Raw genomic sequence first — 21,613 nt, 5'->3', positions numbered from 1 at the left:
CTTATTCGCTTACCGGTTGAGTGGAATGACGCGAAAAACGCAGCCGCAAACGGTCAAAGAAAAGATAGACCACCGGCGTGGTGTAGAGCGTTAACAGCTGGCTCATCACCAGACCGCCGACGATAGTGATCCCCAGCGGCTGGCGCAGTTCGGAGCCGTCGCCGCCGGAGAGCACCAGCGGCAGGGCGCCGAACAGCGCGGCGAGGGTGGTCATCATAATCGGCCGGAAACGCAGCAGGCAGGCCTGGAAAATCGCCTCTTCCGGCGTCAGGTTGCCGGTGCGCTGCGCCTCAAGGGCAAAATCAACCATCATGATGGCGTTTTTCTTCACGATGCCAATTAATAACATGATCCCGATAAGGGCGATTAGGCTGAACGGGGCATCGAATATCTCCAGCGCCAGCAGCGCGCCCACCCCGGCGGAGGGCAGCGTCGAAAGGATGGTCAACGGATGTACATAGCTCTCGTAGAGCATCCCCAGCACGATATAGACCGTGGCGATGGCCGCGAGGATCAGGATCACCTGCGCGTTCATGGTCTGCTGGAACACCTGAGCGGTACCGGCAAAGGAGCCACGTACGGTGGACGGCACCCCGAGCTGGGTCATCGCGCGGTTAATCGCCTCGCTGGCTTCCGACAGCGAGCGGCCGGTGGGCAGGTTAAAGGAGATAGTGGACGCCGCCGACAGCCCCTGGTGGTTCACCGACAGCGGGGCGTTGGCCGGCTGCCATTTGGCGAAGTAGGCCAGCGGGATCGGCTTGCCCTCGCTGTTGATGACAAACATCTTATCCAGGGCGCTGACGTCCTGGGTGTAGGTCGGATCCACCTCCATCACCACCTTGTACTGGTTAAGCGGCTGGTAGATGGTGGAGATCTGCCGCTGGCCGAAGGCGTTGTTCAGCAGGTTGTTGGCGTCCTGAACGCTGATGCCGAGGCGCGACATGGTATCCCGGTCATAGACCAGGTCCATTTCGGCGCCATTGTCCTGCTGATCCGAGTTGACGTCCGCCAGCTCAGGCAGCGCCGCCAGCGCTTTGCGGATCTTCGGCTCCCACTCGCGCAGCGCCGACAGGTCATCGGACAGCAGGGTGTACTGATAGCTGGCGTTCGACTGCCGGCCACCGACGCGGATATCCTGCACCGCCATCAGGAACAGGTTAGCCCCGGGCTCGTTGGCCAGCTTTTTGCGCAGCCGGTCGATCACCTGCTGCGCCGTCTCGTGGCGCTGGTCGCGCGGCTTGAGGGTGATAAACATCATCCCGCTGTTGACCCGCGAGCCGCCGGTAAATCCGGTGACGTTATCCACCGCCGGATCTTCGCGAATGATTTTCATAAAGTCCTGCAGCTTGCCGCGCATCGCCTGGAAGGAGATGCTCTGGTCGGCCTGAATGCCGCCCATCAGCACGCCGGTGTCCTGCTCCGGGAAGAAGGTTTTCGGGATCGAGATATAGAGCCAGACGCTGAGGGCGATGGTGCCCAGCACCACCAGGCCGGTCAGGCGGCTGTGCTTCAGCACCCATTTTAACGATTGACCATAGCCGCCCTGTACGGCCACCAGCAGGCGGCCAAAGCCGCGGTTGCGCGTCGGCTGGTGGGGTTTGCCGCTTTTCAGCAGCCAGCCGCACATCATCGGCGTCAGGGTGAGGGAGACCGCCAGCGAGATGCCGATCGCCACCGACAGGGTGACGGCGAACTCGCGCAGCAGGCGGCCGGGCAGGCCGCCCATCAGCAGCAGCGGCAGAAACACCGCCACCAGCGACAAGCTCATCGACAGGACGGTAAAGCCGACCTCGCGGCTTCCCTGCAGCGCCGCCTGCAGCGGTTTCATCCCCGCCTCCAGATGGCGGGAAATATTCTCCAGCACCACGATGGCGTCATCCACCACGAAGCCGGTGGCGATAGTCAGGGCCATCAGCGACAGGTTATTGAGGCTGAAACCGCATAAGTACATCGCGGCGAAGGTGCCGATTAAGGAAACCGGAACGGCGACGGCGGGGATCAGCGTGGCGCGTCCGGAGCGCAGGAACAGGAACACGACCAGGATCACCAGCGCCACCGAAATCACCAGCGTCTGCTCCACCTCCTCCAGCGAGGCGCGGATGGTCGGCGAGCGATCCTGGGCGATCTGCAGGTCGATAGCCGCCGGGATGGTCTGCTGTAGCTCCGGCAGGCGGGCGCGGATGCTGTCCACTGTCTGGATAATATTGGCTTCCGGCAGTTTACGGATCATCAGCAGGATCGCCGGCTTGGCGTTGGTCATCCCGGCGTTGCGCACGTCCTGCACCGAATCCGAGACGGTGGCGACATCCCCCAGCCGCACCGCGGCGCCGTTCTGGTAGTGGACGATCAGCGGCTGATAGTCGGCGGCGGTCTTCAGCTCATCGTTGGTATGCACCTGCCAGCGGTGGGCGCTGTCCTCCAGCGCCCCCTGCGGCTTGCGCACGTTGGCGTCGCTGATGGCGGTGCGCACCGCGTCCAGCGACACGCCCTGGTTGAACAGCGCCTGCGGGTTGAGGTCGACGCGCACCGCCGGCAGGGAGCTGCCGCCGACGTCGACATCGCCGACGCCGTCAATCTGCGCGATGGTCTGCGCCAGCTGGGTGGAGGCGAAATCATACAGCTCACCCTGGGAGTAGGTGTCGGAGGTCAGCGTCAGGATCATGATCGGCGCATCCGACGGGTTGGCTTTGCGGTAGGTCGGCCGGCTGGGCATCCCGCTCGGCAGCAGGCTTTGCGCGGCGTTGATCGCTGCCTGGACATCGCGCGCCGCGCCGTTGATATCGCGGTCGAAGTTAAACTCGAGAATGATGCGGGTGCTGCCGAGTGAACTGGAGGAGGTCATCTCATTGACCCCGGCAATCCGCCCCAGGGAGCGCTCCAGCGGGGTGGCCACCGACGAGGCCATGGTCTCCGGCGAGGCCCCCGGCAGCGAGGCGCTGACCATAATCACCGGGAAATCGACCTGCGGCAGCGGGGCCACCGGCAGCAGCCGGAAGCCGAGAATGCCGCACAGGGTGATGGCCAGCGAGATGAGGATCGTCGCCACCGGGCGGTAAATGAAGAGGGCGAATAACTTCACTTACGCCTCCTCTTCCTGACGCGGGAAGCGGCGCTTCAGGTGCAGCGACAGGCGGTCGAACAGCAGATAGATCACCGGGGTGGTGAACAGGGTCAGCACCTGGCTGAGCATCAGGCCGCCAACCATGCCGATCCCCAACGGACGCCGCAGCTCCGCGCCGACGCCGGTGCTCAGCATCAGCGGCAGGGCGCCGAGCAGGGCGGCGAGGGTGGTCATCAGGATCGGTCGGAAGCGGAGCAGACAGGCCTGGTAGATCGCCTCCCGCGGCGGCATGCCCTGCTCGCGCTCGGCGGCCAGCGCGAAGTCGATCATCATGATGGCGTTCTTCTTCACGATGCCGATCAGCAGAATGATGCCAATAATGGCGATCACGTCCAGCTCGCTGCCCGCCAGCCACAGCGCCAGCAGCGCCCCGACCCCCGCGGTGGGCAGGGTGGAGAGAATGGTGATCGGATGGATAAAGCTCTCATACAGCACCCCCAGGACGATATACATCGCCACTACCGCGGCCACGACCAGCCAGACGGTGCTGCCCAGCGCCGACTGGAAGGCCAGCGAGCTGCCCTGGAACTGAGTGCGAATATCGCTCGGGAAATCCAGCGACTGTTCGGCGGTGAGGATAGCCTCTACCGCTTCGCCCAGCGAGTAGTTGTCCGGAACGTTAAACGAGATGGTGGTCACCGGGAACTGATCGAGGTGGTTCACCGACAGCGGGGTAAAGCGCTGCTCCACCGTGGCGATGGCGGTCAGCGGCACGATGCCGCCGTCGCTGCTGGTCAGGCGGATATTATCCAGCGCCGCCAGGCCCGGCGTCGCTTCGGTATCCTGCTCTAGCACCACGCGATACTGATTCGCCTGGGTGTAAATGGTGGAGATCAGCCGCTGGCCGAAGGCATTGTACAGCGCGTTATCGACATCGGCCATCGAGATGCCGAGGCGGCTGGCGCTGTCGCGATCCACCTTGATATAGGCGGCCAGGCCTTTGTCCTGCCAGTCGCTGCTGACGTCGGCCAGCTGCGGCTGAGCCTGCAGGCGACTGAGCAGCGGCGGCACCCACGTGCTCAACGCCTCGAGGGAGTTCGCCTGTAGAGTGAACTGGTACTGGGTGCGGCTCACCGTGGTGTCGATGGTCAGATCCTGGGTCGGCTGCAGATAGAGCGCCACGCCCGGGACACCGGCCACCGCCTGCTGCAGACGGCTAATCACCGTCTGGACGCGGTCGTCGCGTTCATCCAGCGGCTTGAGGTTGATCTGCAGGCGGGCGCTGTTCAGCGCCGGGTTGGTGCCGTCGACGCCGACGAACGAGGTCAGGCTCTCCACCGCCGGATCCTTGAGAATAATGTCGGAAACCTGCTGCTGGCGCTGGGCCATACTGGCGAAGGAGACCGACTGCGGCGCCTGGAGGGTGCCCTGGATAATGCCGTTATCCTGGATCGGGAAAAAGCCTTTCGGGATAAAGACCCACAGCAGAATCGACAGCGCCAGGGTGCTCAGGGCGACGCCGAGCGTCAGCCAAGGATGGTTCAGCACCCGGCTCAGCCAGCGGCCATAGACGGCGATCACCCGGTCGAAGAAGCGCTCGCTGGCCCGCGAGAAGCGGTTCTGCTTACGCAGCGATTCGTGGCTTAACATGCGGGCGCACATCATCGGCGTCAGGGTCAGGGAGACCACCGCCGAGATCAGGATGGCGACGGCGAGGGTAACGGCGAATTCGCGGAACAGGCGGCCGACGATATCGCCCATAAACAGCAGCGGGATCAGCACCGCGATCAGCGAGAAGGTGAGGGAGATGATGGTGAAGCCGATTTCTCCCGCGCCTTTCAGCGCAGCGGCCAGCGGCTTCTCGCCTTTCTCGATATAGCGCGAGATGTTCTCGATCACCACGATAGCGTCATCCACCACAAAGCCGGTGGCGATGGTCAGGGCCATCAGCGTCAGGTTGTTGATCGAGAAGTCGAGGAACACCATCACCGCGAAGGTGCCCACCAGCGACAGCGGCACCGCGACGCCGGGAATAATGGTCGCTGGCACGTTGCGCAGGAACAGGTAAATGATCATCACCACCAGGGCGATGGCCAGCATCAGCTCAAACTGGGTGTCGCGCACCGAGGCGCGAATGTTGGTGGTCCGGTCAGAGAGAACCTGCACCTTCACCGATTTCGGCAGGCTCTCGGTGAGCTGCGGCAGCATCTGGCGAATGCTGTCGGCGGTGTCGATGATGTTGGCCCCCGGCTGGCGCTGGACGTTCATCACGATCGCCCGCTGCTGGTTGGCCCACGCCCCGAGCCAGCTGTTTTCGGCCCCTTGTTCGACGCTGGCGACATCGCCGAGCCGGATCGGCGCCCCGTTCTGATAAGCGATAATCAGGCGGCGGTAATCCTCAGCGGACTGCATCTGATCGTTAGCGGAAAGCGTTACCGCGCGGGCCGGGCCGTCGAGGCTGCCTTTCGCCGAGTTAACGTTGGCGCTGGTGATGGCGGTGCGCACGGTTTCGCTGGTCAGGCCGAGGGCGGCGATGGCCTGGGCGTTAAGCTTCACCCGCACCGCCGGGCGCTGGCCGCCGGCGAGGGTCACCAGACCGACGCCGGAAACCTGAGAGATCTTCTGCGCCACCCGCGTCTCCACCATATCCTCTACCTGGGTCATCGGGATCGCGGAGGAGGTAACGGCGAGGGTCATGATCGGCGGATCCGCCGGGTTCACCTTGCTGTAGACCGGCGGGTTGGGCAGATCGTTCGGCAGCAGGTTGGTGGCGGCGTTGATGGCCGCCTGCACTTCCTGCTCGGCAACGTCCAGCGGCAGGGTCAGCTGGAACTGGAGCGTGACGACCGAGGCGCCGCCGGAACTTTGCGATGACATCTGCTTAAGCCCGGACATCTGGCCGAACTGGCGTTCCAGCGGGGCGGTGATGGCGGAGGTCACCACGTCCGGGCTGGCGCCCGGATAGAGGGTGACTACCTGAATGGTCGGGTAATCCACCTCCGGTAACGCGGAGACCGGCAGAAAGCGGTAGCCGATGATCCCGGCTAACAGGATCGCCACCATCAGCAGAGTGGTGGCCACCGGACGCATAATAAACAGCCGGGACGGGCCGCCGGTGCGGCCTGGGGGTAACACCTGCATCAGGAACGCGCTCCGTGTTTACCGCTCTGGCGCGGGGCGGGCTGCGCCTGCTCGCTGCCGCTGGCGGTGACAACTTCCACTTTCGCCCCTTCGGTCAGGCGGTCAATCCCGTCGGTGACCACGCGATCCCCGGCGGAAAGCCCGGCGCTGATGACCACTTTCTGGCTGTCCTGGATCCCCGGGGTGACGCTGTGTTTGCTGACCTTATTCTCATCGTTCAGCACCCATACAAAATGCCCTTCGTTGCCCATCTGCAGAGCGGCGGCAGGGATGACTACCGCGTTCTGCTGGGTGTCCACCAGCAGGCGGGCGTTAACGAACTGGTTGGGGAACAGGGCGTCGTCCAGATTGCTGAAGCGCGCCTTCAGCTTGATGGTCCCGGTGGTCGCATCGATCTGGTTGTCGAGGCTCAGCAGCTCCCCGACGCTGATTTTCTGCTTATTGGTACGGTCCCAGGCTTCGACGCTGAGCGCTTTACCCGCTTTCTGCGCCTGCACCACCGTGGCGATGCTGTTTTCCGGCAGGGTAAAGACCACGTCGATCGGATGCGTCTGGGTGAGAACCACAATCCCGGTGGTATCCCCGCTGGAAATTTGGTTGCCGATATCCACCTGCTTTAAGCCGACGCGGCCGTCGATCGGCGCGGTAATGCGCGTCCAGTCGAGCTGCAGCTGGGCGCTGGCGACGGCTGCTTCATCGGCTTTTACGGTGCCAGCGGATTCCACCACCAGCGACTGCTGGGTGTCGAGCTCCTGGCGGGAGACGAGATTGGTTTTCACCAGCTGCTGGTAACGGGCGAGATCGCGGCGGGCATTCGCCAGAGTGGCGTTATCTTTCGCCAGCTGACCCTGCGCCTGGGCGAGGGCGACTTTAAACTGGCTGGGATCGATCTGCGCCAGCAGATCGCCGGCTTTGACCTGCTGACCCTCCTGGAAGTGAAGGCTAAGCAGCTGGCCGTCGACCCGGCTGCGCACGGTGACGGTATTGGCTGCCGTCACGGTACCCAGCCCGGTGAGATAGCGCGGGACCGCTTGTTCGGTCGCGGTGGCGGCCTGCACCGGCGCCAGCGCGCCGCCAAAGCGGCCATGGCGCGCGCCACCCGGCCCCTGCGGACCCTGCCCGGCGGCGGGCGTCCCGCTGCCGCTCGTTCCACGATCGTGCCAGAACCAGTAGGCGGCCCCGGCGATAATCACTACCGCCAGCGCGGCGCCCCAACGACGTATGTTACTGCCTTTCATTAGTTTACGGTCTCATCCTGAAGCGTTTCGCTGAATGATACTAGTTTAGTGAGGGAAGGGGCCGTAAAAATGGAGGAATTATGAAAAGAAGGTTGAGAAATGTCTGGATAACGGCCGCGACGCCGGGCGTTCTCGCCGCTGATTTCCGGTGTGATATCAACTTTTAGTTTAAAAAAGCAAAAAATAGTTGTATCCGCGGGGGCTTTAATTAGATTTATGCGGTGAATAAATCAGTGCATTCTCATAATAATAAAATATGCACTTAAAAATCAACGTGTTAAATAATCAGGGGTCATTGCTGTGGCAAACGCAAACAAACTCACGCTCTTCATCGTCGTTTTTATGCTGATGGGGATCCTCTCCGGCGCGGCTATCCATGCCTACGCGACGCCGACTACTATCTCCGCCTGGGCAGACAACATCACGCTGCTGACCGATCTGTTTCTGCGCTTAATCAAAATGGTTATCGCGCCCTTGGTGTTCAGCACCCTGACGGTCGGGATCATGCGCCTCGGCGAGACGGCGACCATCGGCCGGGTGGGCGGTAAGGCGATGGTGTGGTTTATCACTTCATCGGTATTATCCATTCTCGTCGGGCTGGTGATCGTCACCTTCCAGCACCCGGGCGCCGGGCTGAACCTGACGGTACCGAAAGAGGCGGTGGATACCGGCCTGGCGGTCAGCGGCATGACCCTGAAAGGGTTCCTGTCGCATACCATCCCTACCAGCATCACCGAGGCGATGGCCAACAACGAGATCCTGCAGATCGTGGTGTTCTCGATGTTCTTTGGCATCGCCGGCGCGTCGCTGGGAGAGAAGTTTAATGCTCCGCTGGTGGCGGCCCTAAACGTGGTGTCGCACATTATGCTGAAGGTGACCGGCTATGTGATGTACGTTGCGCCGCTGGCCATCTTCGCCGCCATCTCGTCGGTGATTGCCTCGCAGGGATTGGGGATATTACTCAACTACGCTTCGTTCATCGGCGGTTATTACCTGGCGGTGCTGCTGACCAGCGCGGTGCTGATTGCCGTCGGCTATATGGTGCTGAAGAAAGAGGTCTTCCGTCTGCTGAACATGCTGAAAGATCCGGTGCTGGTAGCCTTTACCACCAGCAGCTCGGAAGCTGCCTATCCGAAGACCCTCGAACGGCTGGTGAAGTTTGGTTGTTCGCGCAATATCGTCTCGTTCGTTCTGCCGATTGGCTACTCGTTTAACCTCGTCGGCTCGATGGTCTACTGCTCCTTCGCCGCGATGTTTATCGCCCAGGCCTATAACGTGCCGCTGAGCTTCAGCGAGATTACGGTCATGATGTTGACCCTGATGCTGGCCTCGAAAGGCATCGCCGGGGTACCGCGCTCGGCGCTGGTGGTGCTGGCGGCCACTATCCCCAGCTTCCATATCCCGGTTGCCGGGATCCTGCTGCTGATGGGCATCGACCATTTCCTCGATATGGGGCGCTCCGCCATCAACGTACTGGGTAACGGCATCGCCACCGCTATGCTGTCGAAAAACGAAGGTCTGCTGACCGACGAGGAAGCGCAGCCGGACTGGCAAGTGGAGAAAGTGGAAGCCTGATCCTGCCGCGCCCTCACGCAGAGGGCGCCATTCCACACCGAAAAAAGACCCCTGACAGGCACGTCAGGGGCAATGTGACGAAGTATCAGTTTTCCTCGTAAATAGTCTTTTTTCTTATATAAAGGCGCGCGGTAACGTCTTTATACCGAGGAAGCGTCAGAGTTTAACGTTATGTCTGGCAGCGCTGGCGCTTTTTTAGCATCCTGTGGCTATTTTCGGATTTACGACAATATCGCCAGGCGAATATCTTATTCTCTTCTGCTGGCTATTTACCTACCAGCGCTCTCGTAACAGATTCATAAACTGGAAAAAGTCATGGTTATTATTCAGACTGTATTTTTCCATAATCTTATTTTTATGATAGGCGGCGGTACGGGGACTGACGCGCTGCAGGGCGGCGATTTTACTCATATCCATCCCTTCGAGAATACCGTGCACCACGGCGGTCTGCGAGCGCGACAGCACGCGGTGCGGGCAGCTGGCGCAGCTGAGTTCCCGACCCGCGGCGTCGGTGGCTGACGGGCTCATACAATGCTGGAGCTCGCTTTTAATGATCGTCAGCAGTTGCGGAATACTGGCGGTTTTTAGCGAAACAAAAATAACCCCTTTCAGGCAGTTAATCATGAAATCATCTTCCGGCAACTGGTCGTAGCTGTGGAGGATAATCAGCGAACTGCCTTTTTTCCTGTTTTTAATCAGCGTATTGCACAGGTAGATTTCGCCGGGGATCACTTCGCAAATGATGATGTCTTCCCCTGACAGGTCATTATTACGCCAGGAAAAACGCGCCCGTATTTCGCCCTGCGTGAGGTCATTGACCATAGCCATCAGCGATTCACGGACAAAGGTATTGCGGGTGTTGATGGTGACATTAATGTTTCTCATGGCGTTATTTCCTTACGCAAAAACATAACGCCATGCTGTGACACATCCTCCGGGCGTATGCGGTGTGTTGACTGTATTAAAGTATCTACAATATGTTTTTATTATTCTACAGTGAATTATTTACGACGCATTGAACGCTTATCGTTAAAGGTAAATTTCTGCCGTCTCCTGTCTTTCAGATAGGAAATAAAACTGTATACAGAGATGCTGAAGAAAAAAATGCATAGCAATAAAACTAACCACGTTTGCATGGCCATTGTTTATACCTTGTTTGTGTTGCATGGTGTCAGAATTTGCCGCGAACGGCTAATACGTTTTGTTATATGCTTTTCTGTCCGATGAAAATCATACGACATCATCCTGATGTAGTAGCACTATAAGAAAGTTCTTAAGGTCATCGTCAGTCTCATTCCTCTCATTTCTCTCAGAAAATGAGAAAAATTAACACTTGCGAGTCATTCATATCCCGCGCGGCCGCCGACATGCCCCGTCGTTCAGGAGATAAAGGCCAGCCCCTTACCAAAGATTGCGCGTACGGGCAGATGGATCCCCTGCTGGCGAGCCTTGTGGCGCAGGCGGCTAACCACCACGTCGATACGGTGCAGGTCAGGCTCGCTTTCATGGGCAAACAGGCAAGCATGAAGCTCCAGTTTGCTACACACTTCGTTGCGATTGCGCATTAAGAGTTCCACCAGGCGATATTCCTGCTGGGTTAATTCCAGCGTCCGCGCGTCTGGGGAGATCAGTTTATCCTCATGCAGACGCCACAGTCCGGTGGCGGGAGCGGGGGCGGCGCTGGCCATCTCTGGCTGCTGGGGGGCCGGCCGATCCTGCTGCAGGCGGGCGCCGAGGGCGGTCAGGGTCTCCGCGAGATGGGCGAAGTTAACCGGCTTGATCAGATAGGCATCGGCCCCGAGGCTCAGCGCCTGCAGTTTATCCTGCTGTTGGCCGCGGGCGCTGACCACCACCAGACCGTAGTGCCCCAGCTCGTGCAGGTAGCTCAGCACGCTGAAGCCATCCTCGCCGGGCAGACCGATATCAATCAGCACGATGTCCACCGGATGGCTGTGCAGTTGCCGCCAGAAGGCCTCAGCGCTCCGCGTCCCCCATACCTCGAAGCCGCGATAGCCCAACCAGGCCAGCAGTTCATCCAGCAGATCGGGGTTATCTTCAATTATCGCCAGCCGTAAAGCCATGCGTCGTTCTCCTCTTAAGCAACCGTGGGGAGGGTGAGAATAAAGGTGCAGCCGTCCGGGCCATGCCCGGCCAGCCACAGTTTGCCATCATGAGCCTGCACGATCTGACGCGCAACATACAGTCCGAGACCGGTGCCGCCCGGCACCGGCGACGTATGTTCCCCGCGGCGATAGCGCTCAAAGATCAGTTCCGCCTGTCCGGCGGGGAGCCCAGGGCCGTAGTCGCGAATGCGCAGCTCTGTTTGCCCGGCATCAGCGTGAATATCGATGGTGATTTCGCCCGGCGGCGAATACTTGACCGCGTTATCCAGCAGGTTAGCGATGGCGATGCACAGCAGACCGGCATCGGCCTGCAGCTGGGGGCTTTCCACCGCGCCGTGATGGCGGATGTTCAGGTAGTGATCATGGGAGATGGCTACCACCGAGGCGGCCATGTTGATCACCGCCAGCAGGGCGGTCTGCTGGCGGTCAACGTGTAGATCGTGGGAGGCGAGGCGCGCGTCGGCGAGGCAGTTATCGGTGAGCTGTACCAGACGGGTGGCGGCGCGGCCGATGCGATCGAAGCGCGCCTCCTGGCTGGCGGAGGCCGCCGAGAGGCGGAGATTCTCCAGCGCCGCCTGGATCACCGCCAGCGGGGTGCGGAATTCGTGCGCCACCATGCCCATAAACTGCCGCTGGTGGAAGCTGGCCTCGCGCTCAATCTGCAGCTCGCGCGCCAGGCGCTGCTTTTGCTCCAGCTGGCGGTTTTCAGCCCGCACCCGCAGGATGGCAATGATCAGCACCGTAATGATGTGGACGATCAGCGCATACTGCCAGAGGGAATAGATCGCCATATGAAACGGGATAATACCGTGGATCGACAGCTGCACCAGCACCGCGGCGGCGACATAGAACGGCGGCAGGAGCCCCAGCAGGAGGGTGTTGCGGTCGATAGCTTTTTTGCGCCACAGCCACCAGGAGGTGAACAGCAACACCGGAGTGATAATGATAAAGATCACTCCTTCAATCTGCATCGCGAGGCCGTAAAAACCCAGCGGAATACTGACCTGCAGCAGCAGGTTGAGCACCACGGCGGCGATCAGCAGCCGGTAAAGCCGCGGCATATTTTTCTTTAAATCGAATATCTCACTGTGCAGCCAGAGGGCGGTGGCATAGCTGAACAGGGAGAGGCTACTGATCATAAAATCCTGGAAGGGCAGCGCGGCGTGGCCGAAGAACCACTCCGGGAAGCCGTGCAGGGCAGCCACCAGCGGATAATTGAGCGAGAAGAAGCAGATGCCCCATAGCAGACGCCGGCGCAGGGCCAGGGCCAGCCACAGCGCCACGCCGCTGGCGACCGCCGCGAGACCAAAATAGAAGCTCCAGAAGGCGGTGTCGGCGGCGGCCCGTTGCACGTAGGCCTGCGGCGAAGAGAGCGAGGCCAGCAGGATCAGAGTGCTGGTGCTCTGCAGGCGAAAGACTATCTCATAGCCGGCGGCGGTCGGCGGCGGAGGGAGGATCAGCACGCTTTCCCGATAGTGAAGATCGCTCTCGCGGGCCGGGTCGCGGTCGCCAAAGGTACGCGCTGTCCACGGGGCATCGCTACCCAACGGCCGGTAATAGAGGGTCAGGTGATCGACAAAAGAGGGGCCAATCTGCAGCCAGCGCGACTCGTCGGCAAACCAGCTGCCAGGCAGTTCGCTGCGCAGCCACAGGGTTTTGCGCGAATAGCCAAAAGAGGGGATCTGCCGGGTGGTGGCGAGCCGGTCCGCGGGCAGGTCGGCAAAGCGATCGATGGTCATCTGGCCGCTGTCGTCCGCGTACCATTCGACGGGGATATCCGTCCCCAGTTGTCGGGGCGCCGACTGCGCCTGCGGAGCGATCAGCAGCAAGAGCAATCCGCAGCTGACCAGCCAGCCTGCCAGGAACTGCGGCCGGCAACGCCGGACCGCCGCGAAGATCGCAGACACCCTTTTCAAACACGCCCCCTTGCGGCATGCAAAGATTACTGACCGCAGACGACTGGCTACGGTATGGATAATACGCCCCCGGAAGCGGAGGAAAGTGGACAGGCCTGTCCGGAAGAACAGGCCATTTTGCGTGGGAGACCAGGAATATTCCAGCGTAATCTGCAGCGCCACGATCAGGACAGACCTGCTGCGCGGCAGCGCCGGGGGGGACTAGCGGAAAACCACCTGCGCCCAGCGGGCCAGCCCGGCGGTTACCGAGCCAAAATCATCGCCACCGGCCAGCGGAATACCGGGCAGCCGGGCCGCCAGCGCCTTTTTGATCAGCGGCGAGCGGGCGCTACCGCCGGTAAGATAGATCACATCCGGGGTGGTCTGGCTGCTATCGAGGGCGAGCTGCACCTGTTCCATAATGCGGGCCAGAGGCTGATCCAGCGCCGCTTCCAGACCCTGCTGAGCGATATCGGTAGCCAGCTCGTCCTGAATAAACGGCAGCGCGGTCTCAACGCGGGCGGCGCTGGAGAGGGCGATTTTGCTCTCTTCGGCGCTGCGCACCAGGCGATAGCTCAGACGCTGACGCCAGACCTTCAGCAGCAGGGCCACCTTATCGGCATCCCGGGCGCTGCGCAGCAGGTCGTTCAGCAGTCGGCCATTGGCGGTACTGTAGAAATCGCTCTGCGCCGGGACGTCGTTGATCGCCACCGCATTCCACCACGGGAGGATCGGCAGCGCGGTGCCTTTCTCCGTTTCACCGCCCATGCCGAGAAGGGGCATCAGGCATTTAAAGGCCAGGGCAATGTCGAGGTCGTTACCGCCGATGCGGCAGCCGCTGTGGCCGAGCAGGCTCTGCTGGCGGTCGGCGCGCTCCCGCCACTGCGGACCCATCAGCAGCAGAGAACAGTCGGTGGTGCCGCCGCCGATATCGACGACCAGCACCCGCTTCTCTTCATTGAGGGTAGCTTCGAAATCCAGACCGGCAGCCACCGGTTCAAACTGGAAGACCACGTCGCGGAAACCGGCGCGGAGGGCGGCCCGCTCAAGGATCCCCTGCGCCTGGGCGTTGGCGTCGTCGCCGCCGAGGCCCTGGAAGTTAATCGGTCGGCCAATCACCGCCTGGTCAATCTGCTCGGGCAGCTGGCTTTCCGCCTGCAGTTTGATGTGCAGCATCATGGCGCAGACCAGGTCTTCAAACAGGGCCACCTGCTGCGGCTTGAGGCCGCTGGCGCCGAGGAAGGACTTTGGCGATTTAACGAAGTAGACCTCTTGCGGATCTTCAACATATTGATGCAGTGAGGCGAGGCCGAACTGCACGCTGTTGCGCAGCACCTCGATGTCTTCGTCGCGGTTGGCGGCAATCGCCCGGCGCAGCAGCGCCTGGTTTTCGTCGCTGTGGGTGGGCACATCGTGATGGCGATAGAGCCACTCGCTGACCGCTTCGCGCGTCGGCGCGCAGAGCATCGAGGGCAGCAGGGCGCTGCCGTTTTCCAGCGTCAACAGCTGGGGCTTGTTTTCCCGCATCACGGCCACCGAACAGTTGGCGGTGCCGTAGTCAAAACCAATAAACATCGTCTGCAAAATCCCCATGCCGGTGAAGAAGGGGGGCGACTTTAGCGGATCGCCGTCATGCCGACAACCGGAATTTAAAAGCAAGGCGCTGATGGTGAAGGGCGACTATCATTGAAACGCTATATAAAGGAGAGCTTATGGTGTTGTTACCCTGGACCCCGCCTTACGACTGGGCGTGGATGGTTGGTTTTCTGCAGGCGCGTGCGGTCGCTGGCGTTGAGCGTTTTCATGACGGCGGCTACAGCCGCAGCTTTCGCGTAGCAGGCCACGGCGGGCTGATTCATCTGGCGCCGGACGAGGAGGCGCAGGGCCTGCGGGTGACGCTCTCCCCGGGGCTGCAGCCGGTGGCTGAGATCTGCTATGCGCGAATTGGCCAGCTGTTCGATCTGGCCTGCGATCCGCAGCAGGTCGCTCGCACGCTGGGCGACCTGGCGCAGGCGCGACCGGGGCTGCGCCTGCCCGGGGCGCTGGACGCTTTCGAACAGGCGGTGCGCGCGGTGCTCGGCCAGCTGGTGAGCGTGGCGATGGCCGCCCGGCTCACCGGCAAAGTGGCGGCCGGCTGGGGCGAACCGCTGGCGGACGCCCCCGGCTATGTCTTATTCCCGACGCCGGAGGCGCTCTCCCGGGCCGATCCGCAGGGGCTGAAGGCGCTGGGGATGCCGCTTCGCCGCGCGGAGGCGCTGATCCACCTCGCCCGGGCGGCGCTCAGCGGCGAGCTGCCCCTGACGGCACCGGCGGATATCGACGCCGGGCTGCGTCAACTGCAGGCGCTACCCGGGATTGGCCGCTGGACGGCAAACTACTTTGCCCTGCGCGGCTGGCAGGCGAAGGATATCTTTTTGCCGGACGACTACCTGATTAAACAGCGCTTTCCGGGAATGACGCCAGCCGCCATCGCCCGCTATGCCCGCCGCTGGCAGCCGATGCGATCTTATGCGCTGTTGCATATCTGGTATACCGATGACTGGGCGCCGGCGGCGGAATAGCCGTCCGGGGCGCATACCACTGGTATCGGGACGCTGAAATCCCTATAATTGCCGCGTTTGGCGGTCCGCCGCCACCCTCCATCTCTATCCAGGTTAATCAGGTCGCAAAAATTTATGACTGATATGTCCCATCAGTGCGTCATTGTAGGTATCGCCGGCGCATCGGCTTCTGGCAAAAGTCTTATTGCCAGTACTCTCTATCGCGAATTGCGTGAACAAGTTGGCGACGAACATATTGGCGTCATTCCGGAAGACAGCTATTACAAAGATCAAAGTCATCTGTCGATGGAAGAGCGCGTCAAAACCAACTATGACCACCCGAGCTCAATGGACCACAGTCTGTTGTTCCAGCACCTGCAGATGCTGAAAAGCGGCCAGCCGATTGAACTGCCGGTCTACAGCTACGTCGAGCATACCCGCACGCCGAACACCATTCACGTCGAGCCGAAGAAGGTGATTATTCTTGAAGGGATCCTGCTGCTGACCGACGCGCGTCTGCGTAACGAGCTCAACTTCTCTATTTTCGTCGACACCCCGCTCGATATTTGCCTGATGCGCCGCATTAAGCGCGACGTTAACGAGCGCGGCCGCTCCATGGACTCGGTGATGGCCCAGTATCAGAAAACCGTGCGCCCGATGTTCCTGCAGTTTATTGAGCCGTCGAAGCAGTATGCCGACATCATCGTGCCGCGCGGCGGCAAAAACCGCATCGCGATTGATATTCTGAAGGCCAAAATCAGTCAGTTCTTTGAATAACCTGGCCGAATTGTGTAACGTGCAAAGAGTAGCCCTGTTGCCCTCTCCGCCGCGAAGCGTGCGGGAAGCAGCTTTATAAGGAGAAAGCCCATGCGTCTGTGTGACCGAGATATTGAAGCCTGGTTGGATGAAGGGCGACTGGCCATCAATCCGCGCCCGCCCGTTGAGCGTATTAATGGCGCGACGGTTGATGTACGGCTGGGTAATAAATTCCGCACCTTCCGCGGCCACACGGCGCCGTTTATCGATTTAAGCGGCCCGAAGGCCGAGGTCAGCGCCGCGCTGGACCGCGTGATGAGCGAAGAGATCGTTCTGCCGGAAGGGGAGGCCTTTTTCCTGCATCCAGGCGAACTGGCGCTGGCGGTGACCTACGAGTCGGTCACCCTGCCTGCCGACCTGGTGGGCTGGCTTGACGGACGCTCCTCGCTGGCGCGCCTGGGGCTGATGGTGCACGTGACTGCGCACCGCATCGACCCGGGCTGGTCTGGCTGCATCGTGCTTGAGTTCTACAACTCCGGCAAACTGCCGCTGGCGCTGCGCCCGGGGATGCCCATCGGCGCGCTGAGCTTTGAACCCTTATCGGGCCCGGCGGCGCGGCCATATAATCGCCGTGAAGACGCCAAATATCGCGACCAACAGGGCGCGGTGGCGAGCCGAATCGACAAGGATTGATAACGTCAACGGGGTGTTGCTGAGGGTGCCATGAGACGAATACTGACAACGCTGATGATCCTGCTGGCGGTCATTGTCGCCGGGCTTACCTCGTTGGTATTGCTGGTCAATCCCAACGATTTTCGCGCCTATATGGTGCATCAGGTGGCAGAGCGCAGCGGTTATCAGCTTGAACTCGATGGCCCGTTGCGCTGGCACGTCTGGCCGCAGCTCAGCATTCTCAGCGGACGCATGACGCTGACCGCCCGAGGCGCCGAGGAGCCGGTGATCCGCGCCGACAACATGCGCCTCGACGTGGCGCTGTTGCCGCTGCTTTCGCACCAGCTGCAGGTGAAGCAGGTGATGCTCAAGGGGGCGGTGATCCAGCTGACCCCGAAAACCGAGGCGGTTCGCGACAGCGCCGCGCCGGTGGTGCCGCATGACAACACCCTGCCGCTGGCTCCGGAGGACCGCGGATGGTCCTACGACGTGCGCCAGCTGCAGGTGGCCGACAGCGTGCTCTTCTTCCAGCATGAGAACGGCGAGCAGGTGACCGTGCGCGACATCCGCCTGCAGATGGAGCAGGATGAGAACCACCGGGCCACCGTTGATTTCTCCGGCCGCGTCAACCGCGACCAGCGCGACCTGGCGCTGAGCTTCTCCGCCACCGTGCAGGGCGGCGACTATCCGCACTCGTTAAAAGCCGACTTTAGCCAGCTCAGCTGGCAGCTGCGCGGCGCCGAGCTGCCCCCCGACGGCATCAATGGTCAGGGGAGCCTGCAGGCCAGCTGGCAGGAAGATAGCAAGACTCTGCGCTTTGATAATCTGAACCTGATGGCCAGCGGCAGCACCCTCACCGGCAACGGCAGCGTGGTGCTGGGAGACCGCCCGGACTGGTCAGTGGATCTGCACGCCACCACCCTGAATCTCGACAGTCTGCTGGCATCCTCTTCGCCGGCGACCGACAGCAGCGCCAGCCAGCAGGGCCAGAGCCAGACGCGACCGCTGCGTCCGGTGATCGCCGACAGCGATGAGCGCGAAGATTATCAGAGCCTGCGCGGCTTTAACGGCCGGATGGCCCTGAGCGCCGACCAGCTGCAGTGGCGCGGCCTGAACTTCACCCAGGTGCAGAGCGAAATCAGCAATCAGCAGGGGCTGCTGACGGTCAGCAAAATGCAGGGCAACCTCGACGGCGGCCAGCTCTCCCTCCCCGGGACCCTTGATGCCCGCGGCGACACGCCGCAGGCGACGTTCCAGCCGGCGCTGCAGAACGTGGAGATCGGTTCGCTGATCAAAGCCTTCAACTATTCATTAAGCCTGACCGGCAAGCTGTCACTGACCGGCGAGTTTTCCGGAACGCGCATTGACGCGGATGATTTCCGCCGTCACTGGCAGGGCCAGGCGCAGCTCCAGATGACCGATACCCGAACCGAAGGACTTAACTTCCAGCAGCTGGTGCAACAGGCCGTGGAGCGCAGCACCAACGTGCGGGCGCAGGAAAACTATGACAATGCCACCCGCCTGGATGCCGTGAGCAGCCAGCTGACGCTGGATAACGGGCAGGTGACGCTGAACCGCCTGCAGGGGCAGTCCGATGTGATGGCGATGACCGGCGAAGGTCAGCTCGATCTGCAGAAAGAGAACTGCGATATGCGCTTTAACGTGCGCGTGCTCGGCGGCTGGAAAGGCGAGGGCAAACTTATCGACCGCCTGAAACAGACCGCTATCCCGCTGCGCATCTATGGCGACTGGCAGTCGCTGAGCTACAGCCTGCAGGTCGACCAGATCCTGCGCAAACAGCTGCAGGATGAAGCGAAGCAGCGCCTCAACGACTGGGTCGAACGTAATAAAGGCAGCAAAGAGAGCAAAGACGCCAAAAAGCTGCTCGATAAGCTGTAATCGTCCAGACCAGCAGCTCGGGACTTCCGGGCTGTGTCATTGCCGTCAAAGGGTGATGTCATGTTGATGCCGGGCGGCGGCTACGCCTGATCCGGCCAGGATTGTGCGGCAGGGGGTAATTCCCCGGTTTGTGTCGCCCTCCCGTAGGCCTGATAAGCGAAGCGCCATCAGGCAGTGTGGCGGCTGTAGAGCATCAATTCCTGTGATGTGAGCATGTCGTCAAAGTGTGATGTCACGTTAATGCCGGGCGGCGGATACGCCTGACTAGGCCTGGGTTGTGCGGCAGGGGGTAATTCCCCGGTTTGTGTCGCCATTCCGTAGGCCTGATAAGCGAAGCGCCATCAGGCAATAAACAGGGTACCTGGCTATCAATTTTACGGCCCGGGATACCCCGGGCCGTTATTTATCCCTTAGGATTACACCTCATAATCCAGCTCATCCTGCTTTACCGGCGGGACGATCTGCACCTTTTGCACCCGATGGCTGTCGACCTGCAGCGTGCGCAGGGTATAACCGTCAATCTCAATGGTTTCTCCCACCTGCGGCACATGCTGCAGATACTCCATCAGCAGACCGGCAACGGTGTGGTACTCACGCTTATCATCCAGCGGCAGCGGAACGTACTGCACCAGGTCCTCCAGCGGCATATGGCCGTTGACCGTCCATGAACCGTCCTGATGATGCTGAATATCGTGTCGGGCGTCGATCTCCTCCACCTCGTTGGGCAGGTTGCCGGCGATGGTCTCCATCACGTCGCTCAGGGTCACAATCCCCTCGACGGAGCCAAACTCGTCCACCACAAAGGCAAAGTGGGTGCGGGCCTGACGGAACTGCTCGAGCGCGGAGAGGAGCGGCAGCCCCTCAGGAAAGACCAGCGGTTGGCGCACCAGCGCCTGCAGATCCAGCGGCTCCTGGCGCAGGGACTGCTGGAGCAGGTCGATAACATGCACCACTCCCAGCAGGTCTTCATTATCTTTCCCGCCGGTCACCACCAGGCGGGTATGCTGATTTTTTTCCACCAGGCTGCGGATCTCTTCCTCCGGCGCACTGAGGTTGATGCGCTCGATATCATGGCGGGAGGTCATAATACTGCTGACGCTGCGCTGATTCAGGTTCAGCACCCGCTCAATCATCAAGCGTTCCTGCGGATTAAACAGCGGATGATGATCCTGATCGGCGACTAGTGACGCCGTGTCAGCATCCAGTTCAGCTTTTTCTTTCTGACCGCTCAGCAGGCTCATCACCGCCTCGGTGGTGCGCTGACGCAGCGTCATATTGGCGGAAAGAAAGCGACGGCGGTTAAACAGCGCCAGCTGGTTAAGGGCTTCAATCATCACCGAGAAGCCAATTGCCGCATATAAATAGCCTTTCGGAATAATAAAGCTGAAGCCTTCAGCAATCAGGCTGAAGCCGATCATCAGCAGGAAGCTCAGACAGAGGATCACGATGGTCGGATGGCTGTTAACAAAGCGCGTCAGTGCCTTGCTGGCCATCAGCATCAGGCTGATGGCGATAACCACGGCGGCCATCATCACCGCCAGGTGATCGACCATGCCGACGGCGGTGATCACCGAGTCGAGCGAAAAGATGGCGTCGAGCACCACGATCTGCGCCACCACGGCCCAGAATTTCGCCCCTTTGCGCTGGGTGGGGTTATCGCTGTCTTTCCCCTCCAGCCGCTCATTAAGCTCGACGGTCGCTTTGAACAGCAGGAATAAGCCGCCAAACAGCATGATTAAATCGCGGGCGCTAAAGCTGAAGTCGCGAAAAGCAATTAACGGTTTGGTCAGGGTGACCAGCCAGGAGATAGAGGCCAGCAGCAGGAGACGCATGACCATCGCCAGCATCAGACCAGTGATCCGCGCGCGGTCGCGCTGGGCGGGCGGGAGCTTCTCGGCGAGGATAGCGATAAAGACCAGGTTATCGATGCCCAACACCAGTTCGATAACCACCAGCGTGACGAGACCTGCCCAGATTGACGGATCGGCAATCCATTCCATATGTATTAAAACCTGTACGACTGCGGTATGTGTTACCACGATCATGGATAAGATGAGTCTAAAATGCAATAACGACGCGGATATCGCCCTGCCATGGATGGATATATTTCCAGCACATAAAGCGAACCGATAAGAATTATGTTCCGGTAAAGAACAGTGAGAAAATAACACCATGGCGACTGCTCTGGAATAAGCGAGCCGGTATAAGAACTTTTCGGCTGCGTATCAGCGAGGGCGGTAAAAGGGCTTCATCCCACGGTTCGTTACGGCGAGCATTGATGCGCACAGGAGACGCGAAGCGCGAAGCCCGCTCACAAAACCGGCAAAATTCATATTATGAAGTGAGCGCAGAATAGGGCAGATCGCAGTTCATAGACGCCGAATTGCGGTAATATGTCACCATATCTGGCTGTTTATGCTGAAATATATTGTCTGGCGAAATTTATTATCTATATCTATTCTTTGCGGGCACAGGCACAGCATGGCTGGCCCGGCGCCCCGGAAAGCCCGCCTGGCGCGCCTCTCCGCCACATGGCGTGGTGTAGTAAACGAGCCGCTGAATAACCTGAACGAAAATAAGATTATTCTCAGCTCTAACTGTTGGTAAATGGAAGTTGTGTGTATTCTTTTACGTGACAGTGAATTTAAGAATTTGGCGGGCAGATGCCCGGGCAGTATCCGTGTATTATCAGTTTCAATGGATTTGTGACATG

General features: G+C 60.5%; 14 protein-coding genes. 5 read left to right on the top strand and 9 right to left on the bottom strand.

Going from position 1 to position 21,613, the window contains the following annotated elements:
• Position 1: 1 nt before the first annotated feature.
• From mdtC to ABLU73_RS04860, 3 genes are read right to left on the bottom strand one after another with little or no spacing between them, the layout of a single operon-like run.
• On the bottom strand, positions 2 to 3,079 hold the full coding sequence (gene mdtC / locus ABLU73_RS04870) for a multidrug efflux RND transporter permease subunit MdtC (RefSeq protein WP_264924512.1): 3,078 nt from the start codon (positions 3,077 to 3,079) through the stop codon (positions 2 to 4).
• Positions 3,080 to 6,202: an MdtB/MuxB family multidrug efflux RND transporter permease subunit gene (locus ABLU73_RS04865; RefSeq protein WP_017899361.1), complete on the bottom strand. Its 3,123-nt coding sequence runs from the start codon at positions 6,200 to 6,202 to the stop codon at positions 3,080 to 3,082. It lies immediately after the preceding gene.
• The gene (locus ABLU73_RS04860) at positions 6,202 to 7,440 is read right to left on the bottom strand and encodes an MdtA/MuxA family multidrug efflux RND transporter periplasmic adaptor subunit (RefSeq protein WP_004201552.1); all 1,239 of its coding nucleotides are present in this window, start codon (positions 7,438 to 7,440) and stop codon (positions 6,202 to 6,204) included. Before ABLU73_RS04860 ends, ABLU73_RS04865 begins: the two co-directional genes overlap by 1 nt.
• Before the next feature lie 300 nt (positions 7,441 to 7,740).
• Here ABLU73_RS04860 and ABLU73_RS04855 point away from each other — a divergent pair, with 300 nt between their 5' ends.
• On the top strand, positions 7,741 to 9,015 hold the full coding sequence (locus tag ABLU73_RS04855) for a dicarboxylate/amino acid:cation symporter (protein ID WP_032456376.1): 1,275 nt from the start codon (positions 7,741 to 7,743) through the stop codon (positions 9,013 to 9,015).
• Between the two features lie 273 nt (positions 9,016 to 9,288).
• Here the strand turns inward: ABLU73_RS04855 and ABLU73_RS04850 are convergent, their stop codons facing one another.
• The 5 genes from ABLU73_RS04850 to yegD form a co-directional block, all read right to left on the bottom strand.
• Positions 9,289 to 9,900, bottom strand: a complete 612-nt coding sequence (locus tag ABLU73_RS04850; RefSeq protein ID WP_004201550.1) for a LuxR C-terminal-related transcriptional regulator — start codon at positions 9,898 to 9,900, stop codon at positions 9,289 to 9,291.
• A 116-nt stretch (positions 9,901 to 10,016) separates the two neighbouring features.
• Positions 10,017 to 10,157 (bottom strand): small membrane protein, encoded by a 141-nt coding sequence (locus ABLU73_RS04845; protein WP_004146563.1) that lies wholly within the window; start codon positions 10,155 to 10,157, stop codon positions 10,017 to 10,019.
• 237 nt (positions 10,158 to 10,394) lie between these two features.
• Complete coding sequence (locus ABLU73_RS04840; protein ID WP_032456375.1) at positions 10,395 to 11,096, bottom strand: response regulator transcription factor; 702 nt, start codon at positions 11,094 to 11,096, stop codon at positions 10,395 to 10,397.
• 14 nt (positions 11,097 to 11,110) lie between these two features.
• A complete protein-coding gene (locus ABLU73_RS04835; RefSeq protein WP_264924528.1) occupies positions 11,111 to 12,967 on the bottom strand; it encodes a sensor histidine kinase in 1,857 nt (618 codons plus the stop codon).
• Positions 12,968 to 13,255: 288 nt separating this feature from the next.
• Positions 13,256 to 14,608: a molecular chaperone gene (yegD, locus tag ABLU73_RS04830; RefSeq protein ID WP_004201546.1), complete on the bottom strand. Its 1,353-nt coding sequence runs from the start codon at positions 14,606 to 14,608 to the stop codon at positions 13,256 to 13,258.
• A gap of 137 nt (positions 14,609 to 14,745) precedes the next feature.
• Here yegD and alkA point away from each other — a divergent pair, with 137 nt between their 5' ends.
• The 4 genes from alkA (at position 14,746) to asmA (ending at position 18,900) form a co-directional block, all read left to right on the top strand.
• The gene (gene alkA / locus ABLU73_RS04825; protein ID WP_130971969.1) at positions 14,746 to 15,594 is read left to right on the top strand and encodes a DNA-3-methyladenine glycosylase 2; all 849 of its coding nucleotides are present in this window, start codon (positions 14,746 to 14,748) and stop codon (positions 15,592 to 15,594) included.
• A gap of 114 nt (positions 15,595 to 15,708) precedes the next feature.
• Entirely contained in the window at positions 15,709 to 16,350 is a 642-nt protein-coding gene (gene udk / locus ABLU73_RS04820; protein WP_002912442.1) for a uridine kinase, read from the top strand.
• A gap of 90 nt (positions 16,351 to 16,440) precedes the next feature.
• A complete protein-coding gene (dcd, locus tag ABLU73_RS04815; protein WP_004151145.1) occupies positions 16,441 to 17,022 on the top strand; it encodes a dCTP deaminase in 582 nt (193 codons plus the stop codon).
• 30 nt (positions 17,023 to 17,052) lie between these two features.
• Positions 17,053 to 18,900, top strand: a complete 1,848-nt coding sequence (gene asmA / locus ABLU73_RS04810) for an outer membrane assembly protein AsmA (RefSeq protein ID WP_264924516.1) — start codon at positions 17,053 to 17,055, stop codon at positions 18,898 to 18,900.
• 416 nt (positions 18,901 to 19,316) lie between these two features.
• Here the strand turns inward: asmA and ABLU73_RS04805 are convergent, their stop codons facing one another.
• On the bottom strand, positions 19,317 to 20,900 hold the full coding sequence (locus ABLU73_RS04805; RefSeq protein ID WP_023318705.1) for a TerC family protein: 1,584 nt from the start codon (positions 20,898 to 20,900) through the stop codon (positions 19,317 to 19,319).
• Positions 20,901 to 21,613: the final 713 nt, after the last annotated feature.

The organism is Klebsiella sp. GG_Kp175 (assembly GCF_040062325.1).
Lineage (GTDB): Bacteria > Pseudomonadota > Gammaproteobacteria > Enterobacterales > Enterobacteriaceae > Klebsiella > Klebsiella quasipneumoniae.
Note: the sequence above shows the minus strand (reverse complement) of the source record. Positions and strands in the feature narration are given on the sequence as shown.

Bases quoted from the DNA above. Each gene is read 5' to 3' on its own strand.
- alkA (WP_130971969.1), top strand. From the start codon at position 14,746: ATGGTGTTGTTACCCTGGACCCCGCCTTACGACTGGGCGTGGATGGTT.
- ABLU73_RS04845 (WP_004146563.1), bottom strand. From the start codon at position 10,157: ATGGCCATGCAAACGTGGTTAGTTTTATTGCTATGCATTTTTTTCTTC.
- ABLU73_RS04840 (WP_032456375.1), bottom strand. From the start codon at position 11,096: ATGGCTTTACGGCTGGCGATAATTGAAGATAACCCCGATCTGCTGGAT.
- udk (WP_002912442.1), top strand. From the start codon at position 15,709: ATGACTGATATGTCCCATCAGTGCGTCATTGTAGGTATCGCCGGCGCA.
- dcd (WP_004151145.1), top strand. From the start codon at position 16,441: ATGCGTCTGTGTGACCGAGATATTGAAGCCTGGTTGGATGAAGGGCGA.
- asmA (WP_264924516.1), top strand. From the start codon at position 17,053: ATGAGACGAATACTGACAACGCTGATGATCCTGCTGGCGGTCATTGTC.
- yegD (WP_004201546.1), bottom strand. From the start codon at position 14,608: ATGTTTATTGGTTTTGACTACGGCACCGCCAACTGTTCGGTGGCCGTG.
- ABLU73_RS04850 (WP_004201550.1), bottom strand. From the start codon at position 9,900: ATGAGAAACATTAATGTCACCATCAACACCCGCAATACCTTTGTCCGT.
- ABLU73_RS04865 (WP_017899361.1), bottom strand. From the start codon at position 6,202: ATGCAGGTGTTACCCCCAGGCCGCACCGGCGGCCCGTCCCGGCTGTTT.
- ABLU73_RS04805 (WP_023318705.1), bottom strand. From the start codon at position 20,900: ATGGAATGGATTGCCGATCCGTCAATCTGGGCAGGTCTCGTCACGCTG.
- ABLU73_RS04860 (WP_004201552.1), bottom strand. From the start codon at position 7,440: ATGAAAGGCAGTAACATACGTCGTTGGGGCGCCGCGCTGGCGGTAGTG.